General features: G+C 69.8%; 16 protein-coding genes and 1 pseudogene. 13 read left to right on the top strand and 4 right to left on the bottom strand.

Annotated features, from left to right (window positions below; all coding sequences use genetic code 11):
* The first annotated feature begins 1 nt into the window (after nucleotide 1).
* From ripB to G6N25_RS23325, 7 genes and pseudogenes are all read left to right on the top strand, one after another.
* Nucleotides 2-724, top strand: coding sequence for an NlpC/P60 family peptidoglycan endopeptidase RipB (ripB, locus tag G6N25_RS23355; RefSeq protein ID WP_083075221.1), 723 nt, complete (start codon nucleotides 2-4; stop codon nucleotides 722-724).
* A 122-nt stretch (nucleotides 725-846) separates the two neighbouring features.
* Nucleotides 847-1,977, top strand: coding sequence for a chaperone MoxR1 (gene moxR1 / locus G6N25_RS23350; RefSeq protein WP_083075219.1), 1,131 nt, complete (start codon nucleotides 847-849; stop codon nucleotides 1,975-1,977).
* A complete protein-coding gene (locus tag G6N25_RS23345; protein WP_083075217.1) occupies nucleotides 1,974-2,936 on the top strand; it encodes a DUF58 domain-containing protein in 963 nt (320 codons plus the stop codon). Before moxR1 ends, G6N25_RS23345 begins: the two co-directional genes overlap by 4 nt.
* Nucleotides 2,933-3,940: a VWA domain-containing protein gene (locus tag G6N25_RS23340; protein ID WP_083075215.1), complete on the top strand. Its 1,008-nt coding sequence runs from the start codon at nucleotides 2,933-2,935 to the stop codon at nucleotides 3,938-3,940. The genes G6N25_RS23345 and G6N25_RS23340 overlap by 4 nt, the downstream gene beginning before the upstream one ends.
* Nucleotides 3,941-4,089: 149 nt before the next feature.
* On the top strand, nucleotides 4,090-4,830 hold the full coding sequence (gene fabG1 / locus G6N25_RS23335; protein WP_083075213.1) for a 3-oxoacyl-ACP reductase FabG1: 741 nt from the start codon (nucleotides 4,090-4,092) through the stop codon (nucleotides 4,828-4,830).
* Between the two features lie 10 nt (nucleotides 4,831-4,840).
* Nucleotides 4,841-5,650: an NADH-dependent enoyl-ACP reductase InhA gene (gene inhA, locus G6N25_RS23330; protein ID WP_083075247.1), complete on the top strand. Its 810-nt coding sequence runs from the start codon at nucleotides 4,841-4,843 to the stop codon at nucleotides 5,648-5,650.
* A 5-nt stretch (nucleotides 5,651-5,655) separates the two neighbouring features.
* Nucleotides 5,656-6,694: pseudogene (locus G6N25_RS23325) on the top strand (ferrochelatase); the annotation flags it as partial.
* Here the strand turns inward: G6N25_RS23325 and G6N25_RS23320 are convergent.
* Complete coding sequence (locus tag G6N25_RS23320; protein ID WP_083075210.1) at nucleotides 6,663-7,526, bottom strand: hypothetical protein; 864 nt, start codon at nucleotides 7,524-7,526, stop codon at nucleotides 6,663-6,665. The pseudogene G6N25_RS23325 and the gene G6N25_RS23320 sit on opposite strands and share 32 nt — an antisense overlap.
* Nucleotides 7,527-7,583: 57 nt before the next feature.
* On the opposite strand from G6N25_RS23320, the gene G6N25_RS23315 reads away from it, so the two are divergent.
* The 4 genes from G6N25_RS23315 to G6N25_RS23300 all read left to right on the top strand — a co-directional run bounded on the left by G6N25_RS23315 (nucleotide 7,584) and on the right by G6N25_RS23300 (nucleotide 10,148).
* Entirely contained in the window at nucleotides 7,584-8,018 is a 435-nt protein-coding gene (locus G6N25_RS23315; protein WP_083075208.1) for an NfeD family protein, read from the top strand.
* Between the two features lie 30 nt (nucleotides 8,019-8,048).
* Nucleotides 8,049-9,188, top strand: a complete 1,140-nt coding sequence (locus G6N25_RS23310) for an SPFH domain-containing protein (protein WP_083075207.1) — start codon at nucleotides 8,049-8,051, stop codon at nucleotides 9,186-9,188.
* 10 nt (nucleotides 9,189-9,198) lie between these two features.
* Nucleotides 9,199-9,552 (top strand): DoxX family protein, encoded by a 354-nt coding sequence (locus G6N25_RS23305; RefSeq protein WP_083075206.1) that lies wholly within the window; start codon nucleotides 9,199-9,201, stop codon nucleotides 9,550-9,552.
* 155 nt (nucleotides 9,553-9,707) lie between these two features.
* Nucleotides 9,708-10,148, top strand: coding sequence for a DUF4352 domain-containing protein (locus G6N25_RS23300; protein WP_232065896.1), 441 nt, complete (start codon nucleotides 9,708-9,710; stop codon nucleotides 10,146-10,148).
* A gap of 99 nt (nucleotides 10,149-10,247) precedes the next feature.
* Here G6N25_RS23300 and G6N25_RS23295 read toward each other — a convergent pair whose 3' ends face one another.
* Nucleotides 10,248-10,724, bottom strand: coding sequence for a nitroreductase family deazaflavin-dependent oxidoreductase (locus G6N25_RS23295; protein ID WP_232065895.1), 477 nt, complete (start codon nucleotides 10,722-10,724; stop codon nucleotides 10,248-10,250).
* Between the two features lie 197 nt (nucleotides 10,725-10,921).
* Here G6N25_RS23295 and G6N25_RS23290 point away from each other — a divergent pair, with 197 nt between their 5' ends.
* Entirely contained in the window at nucleotides 10,922-11,449 is a 528-nt protein-coding gene (locus tag G6N25_RS23290; protein ID WP_083075202.1) for an antitoxin Xre/MbcA/ParS toxin-binding domain-containing protein, read from the top strand.
* The gene (locus tag G6N25_RS23285; protein WP_232065894.1) at nucleotides 11,446-12,078 is read left to right on the top strand and encodes an RES family NAD+ phosphorylase; all 633 of its coding nucleotides are present in this window, start codon (nucleotides 11,446-11,448) and stop codon (nucleotides 12,076-12,078) included. Before G6N25_RS23290 ends, G6N25_RS23285 begins: the two co-directional genes overlap by 4 nt.
* A gap of 19 nt (nucleotides 12,079-12,097) precedes the next feature.
* Here the strand turns inward: G6N25_RS23285 and G6N25_RS23280 are convergent, their stop codons facing one another.
* On the bottom strand, nucleotides 12,098-12,514 hold the full coding sequence (locus tag G6N25_RS23280) for a type II toxin-antitoxin system VapC family toxin (RefSeq protein WP_083075198.1): 417 nt from the start codon (nucleotides 12,512-12,514) through the stop codon (nucleotides 12,098-12,100).
* The gene (locus tag G6N25_RS23275; RefSeq protein ID WP_083075196.1) at nucleotides 12,511-12,744 is read right to left on the bottom strand and encodes a FitA-like ribbon-helix-helix domain-containing protein; all 234 of its coding nucleotides are present in this window, start codon (nucleotides 12,742-12,744) and stop codon (nucleotides 12,511-12,513) included. The genes G6N25_RS23280 and G6N25_RS23275 overlap by 4 nt, the downstream gene beginning before the upstream one ends.
* Nucleotides 12,745-12,782: the final 38 nt, after the last annotated feature.

Genomic DNA, 12,782 nt, shown 5'->3' with positions numbered 1-12,782 from the left:
TATGCGGCACAAGGGTTTTCGGCTGATGGGCCTGGTCGCGCTGGTGGCCGGGCTGACGTTGTCCGTGGCCGGCCCGGCTCCTGTGGCCGTGGCCGACCCCGGCCAGTGGGATCCCACGCTGCCGGCCACGGTCAGCGCCGGCGCCCCGGGCGACCCGCTGGCGGTCGCCAACGCCTCGCTGCAGGCCACCGCCCAGGCCACCCAGACCACGCTGGACCTGGGCAAGCAGTTCCTCGGCGGGCTCGGGATCAACCTCGGCGGCAATGACGCCCCCGCCGCGGCCACCACCAACCCCGGCGGCAAGATCCCGCGCGTCTACGGCCGCCAGGCCATCGAGTACGTGATCAAGCGGGGCGGCTCCCAGATGGGCGTGCCGTATTCCTGGGGCGGCGGCTCGCTGCAGGGTCCCAGCAAGGGGATCGACTCCGGCGCCAACACCGTCGGCTTCGACTGCTCGGGCCTGATGCGGTACGCGTTCGCCGGGGTCGGGGTGCTGATCCCGCGGTTCTCCGGTGACCAGTACAACGCCGGCCGGCACATCCCCCAGGATCAGGCCAGGCGCGGCGACCTGATCTTCTACGGCCCGGGCGGAGGCCAGCACGTCACCATGTACCTGGGCAACGGTCAGATGCTGGAGGCGTCCGGCAGCGCCGGCAAGGTCACCGTCAGCCCGGTCCGCAGGCCCGGCATGACGCCGTTCCTGACGAGGATCATCGAGTACTGAGCGCGGGGCCGGCGACCCATCAGCTGGGCGAGCGTCGACGGATTTCGGCAGGCCTGGAATAGTTGGACGCGGGCACGTCGCTGCCCGGCAGTCGTGTCCGATTGAGCTGTGGAGGATTCTTGATGACATCAGCAGGTGGGCCGCCCCCGGGCGCCAGCAGTTACCCGGGCCAGGGTGGGCATTCCGGCTCCCCGGCCCATGAAGCGCCCTCCGGTGGCGGCAATGGCCTGGCCGCCGAGGTCCACACGCTGGAGAGGGCCATCTTCGAGGTCAAACGGATCATCGTCGGCCAGGACCAGCTCGTGGAGCGGATGCTGGTCGGCCTGCTGTCCAAGGGCCACGTCCTGCTCGAGGGTGTGCCCGGCGTGGCCAAGACGCTGGCCGTGGAGACGTTCGCCCGGGTGGTCGGCGGGACGTTCGCCCGCATCCAGTTCACGCCCGACCTGGTGCCCACCGACATCATCGGCACCCGCATCTACCGGCAGGGCAAGGAGGAGTTCGACACCGAGCTTGGCCCGGTGGTGGTCAACTTCCTGCTCGCCGACGAGATCAACCGCGCGCCGGCGAAGGTGCAGTCGGCGCTGCTGGAGGTCATGCAGGAACGCCACGTGTCGATCGGCGGCAAGACCTTCCCGCTGCCCAACCCGTTCCTGGTGATGGCCACCCAGAACCCGATCGAGCACGAGGGCGTCTACCCGCTGCCCGAGGCCCAGCGGGACCGCTTCCTGTTCAAGATCAACGTCGGCTACCCGTCGCCGGAGGAGGAGCGGGAGATCATCTACCGGATGGGCGTCAAGCCCCCGGTGCCCAAGCAGATCCTGAACACCGGCGACCTGCTGCGGCTGCAGGACATCGCGGCCAACGTCTTCGTCCACCACGCGCTGCTCGACTACGTGGTGCGCGTCGTCACCGCCACCCGGCACCCCGAACAGCTCGGGATGAACGACGTCAAGGCCTGGATCTCGTTCGGCGCGTCGCCGCGCGCCTCGCTGGGCATCGTCGCCGCCGCGCGTTCGCTGGCGCTGGTGCGGGGCCGCGACTATGCGATCCCGCAGGACGTCGTCGACGTCATCCCAGACGTGCTGCGGCACCGGCTGGTGCTCACCTACGACGCGCTCGCCGACGAGATCTCGCCGGAGATCGTCATCAACCGGGTCCTGCAGACGGTCGCCCTTCCGCAGGTGAATGCCGTTCCGCAGCAAGGTCATTCGGTTCCCCCGGTGATGCAGGCCGCGGCGGCCGGCGGTCGGTGACCGACACCGGGCCCGCCGCGAAGCCCGCGGCCATTCGTCCGCCGTCGTTCAACCGCGGGCAGATCGACGACCCGAAGCTGTCGGCGGCGCTGCGCACGCTCGAGCTCACCGTCAAGCGCAAGCTCGACGGCGTCCTGCACGGCGACCACCTGGGCCTGATCCCGGGGCCGGGCACCGAGCCGGGGGAGTCGCGCGAGTATCAGCCCGGCGACGACGTGCGGCGGATGGACTGGGCCGTCACCGCGCGCACCGCCCACCCGCACGTGCGGCAGATGATCGCCGACCGCGAGCTGGAGACCTGGCTGGTGGTCGACATGTCGGCCAGCCTGGACTTCGGCACGACGGTGTGCGAGAAGCGGGACCTGGCGGTCGCGGCCGCGGCGGCGATCACCTACCTCAACAGCGGCGGCGGCAACCGGCTGGGCGCGATCGTCTCCACCGGCGCCACCATCACCCGGGTGCCGGCCCGCTCCGGGCGCCAGCACGAGCAGACGCTGTTGCGCACCATCGCGACCACGCCCAGGGCGCCGGTCGGGGTGCGCGGGGACCTGGCGACGGCCATCGACGCGCTGCGCCGACCGGAGCGCCGCCGCGGAATGGCCGTCATCATCAGCGACTTCCTGGGCCCGATCAACTGGATGCGCCCGCTGCGGGCGATCGCCGCGCGCCACGAGGTGCTGGCCATCGAGGTGCTCGACCCCCGCGACGTCGAGCTGCCCGACGTCGGCGACGTCGTGCTGCAGGACGCCGAATCCGGCGTCACCCGCGAGTTCACCATCGACGCGCAGCTGCGTGACGACTTCGCCAAGGCCGCCGCGGCGCACCGGGCCGAGGTGGCCTGCACGATCCGCAGCTGCGGGGCCCCGATGATGACGCTGCGCACCGACCGCGACTGGATCGCCGACATCGTGCGGTTCGTCGAGTCCCGCCGGCGCGGGGCACTGGCGGGGCGGCAGTGACGCTGCCGCTGCTCGGCCCGATGTCGCTGTCCGGCTTCGAACACTCGTGGTTCTTCCTCTTCCTCTTTGTCGTCGTCGGGGTGGCCGCGCTGTATGTCGTGCTGCAGCTGGCACGCCACCGGCGGATGCTGCGGTTCGCCAACATGGAGCTGTTGGAGAGCGTCGCCCCGAAGCGGCCCACGCGGTGGCGGCATGTGCCGGCGATCCTGCTGGTGGCGTCGCTGGTGCTGTTCACCATCGCGATGGCGGGGCCGACGAACGACGTGCGGATTCCGCGCAATCGCGCGGTGGTGATGCTGGTGATCGACGTGTCGCAGTCGATGCGGGCCACCGACGTGCCGCCCACCCGGATGGCGGCCGCGCAGGAGGCGGCCAAGCAGTTCGCCGACGAGCTCACCCCGGGCATCAACCTGGGCCTGATCGCCTACGCCGGGACCGCGACGGTGCTGGTGTCGCCGACGACCAATCGGGAGGCGACCAAGAACGCGCTGGACAAGCTGCAGTACGCCGACCGCACCGCCACCGGCGAGGGCATCTTCACCGCTTTGCAGGCCATCGCCACCGTCGGCGCGGTGATCGGTGGCGGCGACACGCCGCCGCCGGCGCGCATCGTGTTGTTCTCCGACGGCAAGGAGACGATGCCGACCAACCCGGACAACCCGAAGGGCGCCTTCACGGCCGCGCGCACCGCCAAGGACCAGGGCGTGCCGATCTCGACGATCTCCTTCGGCACCCCCTACGGGTTCGTCGAGATCAACGACCAGCGCCAGCCGGTTCCGGTCGACGACACCACCATGAAGAAGGTCGCCCAGCTCTCCGGCGGGAATGCCTACAGCGCCGCGAGCCTGGCCGAGCTGAAGGCCGTTTACGCGTCGCTGCAGCAGCAGATCGGCTACGAGACGATCAAGGGCGACGCCAGCGCGGGCTGGCTGCGGCTGGGTGCGGTGGTGCTGGCGCTGGCGGCGCTGGCGGCGCTGCTGATCAACCGCCGCCTGCCCGGCTAACCTTCGGCGCCGGCCCGGCTAAACCTGCGACGCCGAGCGTCACGCTAGCGTGGCGGCGGGCGTCGAGCGTCACGCTAGCGTGACCGAGGTGCCGACACTCGCGACGAGCCGATTGCGGCGTGGCCGCGGCGAGGCGCTAGGTTGACGGGGTGACTGACACAGCCACCGAGGGCAGGCCCCCATTCGTATCGCGTTCGGTCCTCGTCACCGGGGGAAACCGGGGGATCGGGCTGGCGGTGGCGCGCCGGCTGGCCGCCGACGGGCACCGGGTGACGGTGACCCACCGGTCGTCCGGCGCCCCCGACGGGTTGTCCGGCGTGGAGTGCGACGTCACCGACTCCGACGCCATCGACGCCGCGTTCAAGGCCGTCGAGGAGCGGCAGGGCCCGGTGGAGGTGCTGGTCGCCAACGCCGGCCTCACGTCCGACATGCTGATCATGCGGATGAGCGAGGAGCAATTCCAGAAGGTCATCGACGCCAACCTGACCGGTGTCTTCCGGGTCGCCAAGCGGGCGTCGCGCAACATGATCAAGCACCGGTTCGGGCGCTACATCTTCATGGGGTCCGTCGTCGGGTTGACCGGCCTGCCCGGGCAGGCGAACTACGCCGCGTCCAAGGCGGGGCTGGTCGGGATGGCCCGGTCGCTGACCCGCGAGCTGGGATCGCGCTCGATCACCGCCAACGTGGTGGCCCCCGGTTTCATCGACACCGACATGACCCGCGCCATGGAACCCAAGTACGTGGAAATGGCGCAGCAGGCAATTCCGTTGGGCCGCATCGGCAAAGTCGAGGAGATCGCCGGGGTCGTCAGCTTCCTGGCGTCCGAGGACGCCTCGTACATCTCGGGCGCGGTCATCCCGGTCGACGGCGGCGCCGGCATGGGCCACTGAGAGGATGGACATGGCAGGACTGCTCGACGGCAAACGGATTCTGGTCACCGGGATCATCACCGACTCGTCGATCGCGTTCCACATCGCGCGGGTGGCCCAGGAGCAGGGGGCCGAACTGGTGCTGACCGGGTTCGACCGGCTGCGGCTGATCCAGCGCATCGCCGACCGGCTGCCGCGGCAGGCCCCGCTGATCGAACTCGACGTGCAAAACGAGAAGCACCTCGACACCCTCGGCGAGCGGGTGACCGAGGTCATCGGCGAGGGCAACAGGCTTGACGGCGTGGTGCATTCGATCGGCTTCATGCCGCAGAGCGGGATGGGCATCAACCCGTTCTTCGATGCGCCCTACGAGGACGTCGCCAAGGGCATCCACATCTCGGCGTACTCCTACGCCTCGCTGGCCAAGGCGCTGCTGCCGATCATGAACCCCGGCGGCGGCATCGTCGGCATGGACTTCGACCCGACGCGTGCGATGCCGGCCTACAACTGGATGACGGTCGCCAAGAGCGCGCTGGAGTCGGTGAACCGGTTCGTGGCCCGCGAGGCGGGCAAGTACGGCGTGCGCTCGAATCTTGTTGCGGCGGGTCCGATCCGGACGCTGGCGATGAGCGCGATCGTCGGCGGCGCGCTCGGCGAGGAGGCGGGCGCCCAGATCCACCTGCTCGAGGAGGGCTGGGACCAGCGCGCGCCGCTGGGCTGGAATATGAAGGACGCGACGCCGGTCGCCAAGACGGTGTGCGCGCTGCTCTCGGACTGGCTGCCGGCCACCACCGGCACCGTCATCTACGCCGACGGCGGCGCTAGCACCCAGTTGCTCTAAAAGGCATGGATTCCCGTGCTTTTGACGCGGTCCTGCTCTTGTCCTTCGGCGGGCCGGAAGGGCCCGAGCAGGTGCGGCCGTTCCTGGAGAACGTCACCCGGGGCCGCGACGTGCCGCCCGAGCGCCTCGACGCCGTCGCCGAGCACTATCTGCACTTCGGCGGGGTGTCGCCGATCAACGGCATCAACCGCGCGCTGATCGCTCAGCTGGAAGCCGAACAGGACCTGCCGGTGTACTTCGGCAACCGCAACTGGGAGCCGTACGTGGAAGACACCGTCGCGGCGATGCGCGACAACGGCATTCGCCGCGCCGCGGTGTTCGCCACGTCGGCGTGGAGCGGGTACTCCAGCTGTTCGCAGTATGTCGAGGACATCGCCCGGGCGCGCAGGGCGGCCGGCGCCGACGCGCCCGAGTTGGTCAAGCTGCGGCCCTACTTCGACCATCCGCTCTTTGTCGAGATGTTCGCCGACGCCGTGACGGCGGCCGCGCGGACCGTGCCCGCCGACGCGCGCTTGGTGTTCACCGCGCACTCGGTTCCGGTCGCCGCCGACCAGCGCGTCGGTCCGCGACTGTACAGCCGCCAAGTCGCCTACGCCGCAAGGCTTGTCGCGGCGGCCGCGGGGTACGACGACTACGACCTGGTCTGGCAGTCGCGGTCGGGCCCGCCGCAGGTTCCCTGGCTGGAGCCCGACGTCGAGGACCACCTGGCGGCGCTGGACGCCACGGCCGTCATCGTCTGCCCCATCGGGTTCGTCGCCGACCACATCGAGGTGGTGTGGGACCTCGACCACGAGCTGCGATCGCAGGCCGGGGCGGCCGGGATGGCGTTCGCCCGGGCCGCGACGCCCAACGCCGACCGGCGCTTCGCCCGGCTGGCCGCGGGCCTGATCGACGAACTCCGCTGGGGCCGTGAGCCGGTCAGGGTCAGCGGCCCGGACCCGGTGCCGGGCTGCCTCGCCAGCGTCAACGGCGCGCCCTGCGGTCCGCCGCACTGCGTCGCAAGGGAGACCGGTTAGTCGGCCCAGGCCGAGTGCAGGATCGCGTTCACCGCGGCGATGCGTGCCGAGCGCACCACCGTGGTCAGCGGCCGCAGCGCATCGGTGGCGATCTGGGCCTGCGACGACGATTGCGTTCCCATGCCGGCACTGACCGTGATGATCGCGTCGACGTGCGCGGCATTCTCCAGCACCCGCACCGCCCGCGACGGCGCGTGAACCGGAATGCGGTGCTGCCGTGTGGATTCCAGCAGCTGCTCGACGAGCCCGCGCGGATCCTCGACGTCGGAGGCGGCCCCCAACCCGATGGCGCCGAGCGCGTCGGCGGCCGAGCGCACGGCCGACCGCAGCGCGTATTCGGCGTCGCCCAGCTCGTGGTGGTCGAACGCGGGCGCCTCGGGCAGTGAATACACCGTCCAGGACAGCGCACCCGATTCCGTCGCCTCGTCGGTGTCGTCCGAATCGGCGTAGGCGAACTCGGGGACCAGCCCGACGGCGGTGCCGGGATCGTCGGGGTTGGCGACGATGACGGCCTCACCCGCGGCCAGGGCGTCGCGCTCGAATTGCGTTCCCGGGGCGAGCCCGCGCACGTCGCCGGGCGCGGGCAAGGCGACGTTGATCGTCCCCCGCAGCCGGTGCGGGCCGGCGAGCGAAGGCGGCCGGCCGACCGCCGCGCGCAGCGTCTGGAGCAGCGTCACCGTCCCGGCGTCGTGGACGTCGGGCCACGGCAGCCCGGTGTGCCCGGCGGCGACGGCATCATACGCGGTGACCGATTGCCGTGGCGCCCAAAGGGATAACGCGTCCAAGACGTCGTCGGGCGCGGCCTTGCCCGCGAGCCAGGCGTTGGCCCACAGGGACAGCGAAACACTCGGGCACCACATGGTCTCGGAGTGTAGTTGTTCGGTCCCGCAAAGGCCGATCACGCGTATCCTGGCCGCATGCCCGTCGCGGTGATTTGGCTCGTATTCGGGCTGGTACTCGCCGGTGCGGAGGCGCTGACCGGCGATATGTCCCTGTTGATGCTGGCGGGCGGGGCGCTGGCCGCCGCGGGGAGCACCTGGTTGTTGAGCTGGCCGGTGTGGGCCGACGCGGCGGTGTTCCTGGTCGTCTCGATTCTGCTGCTGGTTCTGGTGAGGCCGGCGCTGCGGCGCCGGCTCGCCCCGGCAACGGGACTGCCGACCGGCATCAAGGCGCTGGAGGGCCGGAGCGCGGTGGTGCTCGACCGGGTCGCCCGCGACGAGGGCCAGGTGAAGCTGGACGGCCAGGTGTGGACGGCGCGGCCGCTCAACGAGGACGACGTGTTCGAGCCCGGCGAACGGGTGACCGTGATGCAGATCGACGGCGCCACCGCGGTGGTGTTCAAGGACCTGTAATCCCCTGGCGGAGAGATAGGAGGAAGCGTGATGCACGGTGCAGTCGCGTTGCTGGTCGTGGCGCTCATCCTGGTGATCTTTGCGATCATCGTGGTGGCCAAATCCGTTGCGCTGATCCCGCAGGCCGAGGCCGCGGTGATCGAGCGCCTGGGCCGGTACAGCCGCACGGTCAGCGGGCAGCTGACCCTGCTGGTGCCATTCATCGACCGGGTCCGCGCCCGGGTGGACCTGCGCGAGCGGGTGGTGTCGTTCCCGCCGCAGCCGGTGATCACCGAGGACAACCTGACGCTGAACATCGACACCGTGGTCTACTTCCAGGTCACCGTTCCGCAGGCGGCCGTCTACGAGATCAGCAACTACATCGTCGGCGTCGAGCAGCTGACCACCACCACGCTGCGCAACGTCGTCGGCGGCATGACCCTGGAGCAGACGCTGACCTCCCGCGACCAGATCAACGGGCAGCTGCGCGGGGTGCTCGACGAGGCCACCGGCCGCTGGGGCCTGCGGGTGGCGCGGGTCGAGCTGCGCAGCATCGACCCGCCGCCGTCGATCCAGGCCTCGATGGAAAAGCAGATGAAGGCCGACCGCGAGAAGCGGGCGATGATCCTGACCGCCGAAGGCATGCGCGAGGCGGCGATCAAGGAGGCCGAGGGCCAGAAGCAGGCCCAGATCCTGGCCGCCGAGGGCGCCAAGCAGGCCGCGATCCTGGCCGCCGAGGCCGACCGGCAGTCGCGGATGCTGCGCGCCCAGGGCGAGCGGGCCGCCGCCTACCTGCAGGCGCAGGGGCAGGCCAAGGCCATCGAGAAGACGTTCGCGGCGATCAAGGCCGGCAGGCCCACCCCGGAGATGCTGGCCTACCAGTACCTGCAGACGCTGCCGGAGATGGCGCGCGGCGACGCCAACAAGGTGTGGGTGGTGCCCAGCGACTTCAGCGCGGCGTTGCAGGGGTTCACCAAACTGCTGGGCGCCCCGGGCGAGGACGGGGTGTTCCGGTTCCAGCCGTCCCCGGTCGAGGACGTGCCCAAGGAATCGGACGACGACGCCGAGGTCGCCGACTGGTTCAACACCGAGACCGACCCCACCATCGCCCAGGCGGTGGCCAAGGCCGAGGCGATCGCCCGCCAGCCGGTGGACGGCCGGCCGGGAGCGCCGCCGGAGCTGACCCCATAAGCTGGTCGGTATGAGCGTCCTGACTTCACCGAAAACCTATGCGGCGCTGGCCGCCTTCCACGCCGTCGACGCGGTGGCGTGCGGCGTCCAGCTGGCTCCCATCAAGAAAACCTTGGACCAGCTGGGGGTTCCCGACAACGTTCGACCCGTGCTGCCCGTGGTGAAGGCGGCCGCCGCGGTCGGCCTGCTGTCGGTCACCCGGTTCCCCGCCCTGGCGAGGCTGACGACGGCGATGCTGACGCTGTATTTCGTCCTGGCCGTGGGCGCGCACGTGCGGGTACGGGACAAGGTCGTCAACGCCGTTCCGGCCGCGGTGTTTCTGGCCACGTTCGCCGTGATGACGGTGAAGGGCCCTAGCGGTTGACGGCGCGGCTCGTGCCGATTTCGCTTGCGAATTAACGTAATAATCCATTGCAGTTAGGTACTGTGGACTGGCTATGACCAGGCCCCATCGGTTTCCGGGATTCCGCGCGAGGATTTGTGTATGGCGTTGCGCCGGCCGCCGACGGTGACGGGGACGTGACGGCGACGCATCCCGTGCGGCCGGCGGGGCCGCCGGTGGTGCGCGTGGGCCAGCTGGCCATCGACGGTGACCTGATCTTCCTCGTGACGTCGGTCGACCGTTCCAAGATCGCCGGCGACCCCGTCAACTCCTGCACGCAGGCCACCGCGCAGGGCGTCTTCCTCACCGCCCACCTGAGGATGACCAATACCGGCACGCAACGGCGAGTGATCTTCGCGGTCGATCAGAAGCTGAAGGTCAACGACACCGTCTATAGGGTCGATGGCGCCGCCGCGTTACGGACGCGGGCGACCGAGCTCGTCGTCGTGCCCGGGGCCTGCGTGTCGGCGGTGTGGTCGTTCGACGTGCCGGCGGACACGCCGCTGCGCGGGGCGTTGGAGTTGCACGAGTCGTCGACGTCGCCGGGCGTCGACGTCACGTTTCCACCGCCGAATTGAAATTCGCGGACGGGCTCCGCGTCATGTGCCGGCCGGCGAGCTACCGATGCGACGCATGGGAGTTGACGCCCGATTTTGGCTAGCGACGCCCAGAGGCCGCTAGCCCAGCCGTAATTCGACCATCGGCAGTGGACTGTCGGTGTCGGTGATGCGCTCGCCGAGCGTCTCCTCGAGCACCGGCCGGAACCGCTCCCAGGCGCGGGGATGACGGCCGCGGTAGGAGGCCAGCGTGCGGTCGACCTCTTGCCGGTCGAGGACGCGCGCGGTCGCCGGCCTCGGCGCGCGGCTGCCGACGTACACACGGACCCGCGGGTTGGCCCGAATGTTGCGGAACCACTGGGCTTTTCGGCCGAAGCCCGAGGCCACGACGTAGGCGTCGGGGGTGGGGTGGTCGACGACCTCCAACACGGCGTAGCGCGGTGCGCCGGACTTGCGGCCGACGTGTTCGAGCATCAGGATGCGCGAGCCGAACAGCGCGCCCGCGCGGCTCTTGTAGATCCAGGTCGGCGCGCGCATCAGCGGGCGCGACCGCAGCAGCCGCGCGCCCATCCTGGCCAACAGCGAAGGTTCCGGCATCTCTCCCATCCTTCCATCTTGGGCGGGCGGGTGCCGGCGCCGGACTCTGATCTTCGCCCCCGACGTGGCCGGTAAGCCGCCGCGCTGTCGGCCGGCGAACCGGGGAGGCCATGCGGCAGCGGCGAACGACGCGCGCTTGATGCGCTTGACGGGATATACTTGACGTGCTTGACGTAATTTTGGACCGGGGAGTGACGATGACGGATCTGGCGGTGCTGGAACGGGAGATCATGCGATCGGTCAGCCGCAAGGTGCACGACCGGCTTCGCAAAGCCGCCGACGCACAGTTGAGCCCGGAAGCGTTCGGCGATCCCGAAGCCATCGCCGAAGCCATGGTGGCGGCGCTGCCGTTGGGCCATGTGTTCGACGAGCTGTCCGGACCCTTCTACGACACCTCGGGGCTCGCCCGTTGGCTCGGGATATCGCGGCAGGCCCTGCACCAGAGAATTGCCCAGCACGCGATGCTGGGCTGCCCGCTAGCCGACGGCGGAGTGGTGTATCCCGTGTGGCAGTTCCTCGATAGCGGCGCCACGATTCCGTCGCTGCGCGCGGTGCTGACGGCCCTTGCGGAAGGCACCGACGATGCCTGGATGATGGCGCTGTGGATGCGCGCCCCCAGCGATCGGCTCGACGGCGCGTGCCCGAGTGAGTGGTTGCGCGAGGGCCGCGACGCCGAGCGGGTGGTCGCGATGGCGCGCGAGGTGGCGGCCGGCTGGCGCGCGTGAGCGGTTCACGACAGCGGCCCGCGCTTGGCCTACCGCCGCCCGCGTTGTCGGGCTTCCCCCGGTCGCGCCTGGCGGTGGACGTGCCGCTGTACCGGGCGCACACCGTCAACAAGTCCCCGTGGTGGTTTTCTTCCGACCTCTCGGGCCGATTCGATCTGTTACAACCCAACGGAACCTGTTATTTATCAACAGATTTGGCGACGGCCCTGCGGGAGCGGTTCGGTCACGACCTGGTGCGCCAGGGGCTGGTCACGTTCGACGCCGCCGCGGGCACACAGGTTTCGGAACTTCGGATACCGGTACCACGGTGGCTTGCCAACGCCTGCGCGCGGAACGCCGTCGACTTCGGCATGACCCGTGAAATCGGGACATGCCCGGCTTACGACCTGCCGCAGGCATGGGCGGCCGCCTTCTTCGGCACGGGCCGGCACGCCGGCATCCGGTATCAGACGCGGTTCACCACCGGGCCGGCGCCCAACGCGGTCGCGTTGTTCGATGATGCGGGGCAACGCAATTGGCCCACCGACCCTCATGCGCTCAGCGGTACCCAGGCGTGCGCTCAGGCCGGTATCGAGGTGGCGCACCCACCCGCTAGGCGGCAGGTACGGATAGTGCAACCGACCTATTGACGCGCGGTACCTGAGGACGCTACCGCCCGAATTTTCCGCTGGGAACCAACACCGAACAGGCAATGCCCGGCGCTCGCAGAATCCGGCGGTCCAACGTCACCAACGGAGCAGCCAAGATCTCGGCGAGCGCGACGTAGGCGCTGTCGTAGCTGGACAGATTGGCCCTGAGCTCCCAGGCGCGGGTTGCCAGCACGTCGTATGGCCAAAGATCAATCGTTAGGTCGAGTAGATCGGCGTGCGCTTGTACGGCCTGGTCGGCCCCGATTGCTCCACTGAGTTCTGCACGTCGGATGACGTTGGTGCATTCGTACGGCAACAACGTCGGTGCGAAGAGATCCGCTTCCGTCAATTGTGCTGTTGCCCATTGACCATCACCGCCGGAATCCAGTAGGACGGCTACCACCGCCGATGCGTCACAGACGACACGCTCGCTCACCGACGATCGGCGTCTTTGGCGGCAAGGATTGTGGACGCGTCCAGGCGCACTCCTGTCGTGTTCACGCGGGCGCGGGCGCGGGCGACGACGTCGCGCGCCGTCGGCTTGTCGACCATCGCGACGAGCAGGCCGCGCAGGTACTCCTGCAATGACTGCCCAGATCGCGCCGCACGTGCAGCCAGTTCGTCGCGAACCTGGTCGGGGACTTCACGGACCGTGATGGCAACCATGCCTGCATAATAGCAGCATCACAGGCATAGTGCAGGCA

The organism is Mycobacterium heidelbergense (assembly GCF_010730745.1).
GTDB lineage: Bacteria > Actinomycetota > Actinomycetes > Mycobacteriales > Mycobacteriaceae > Mycobacterium > Mycobacterium heidelbergense.
Note: the sequence above shows the minus strand (reverse complement) of the source record. Positions and strands in the feature narration are given on the sequence as shown.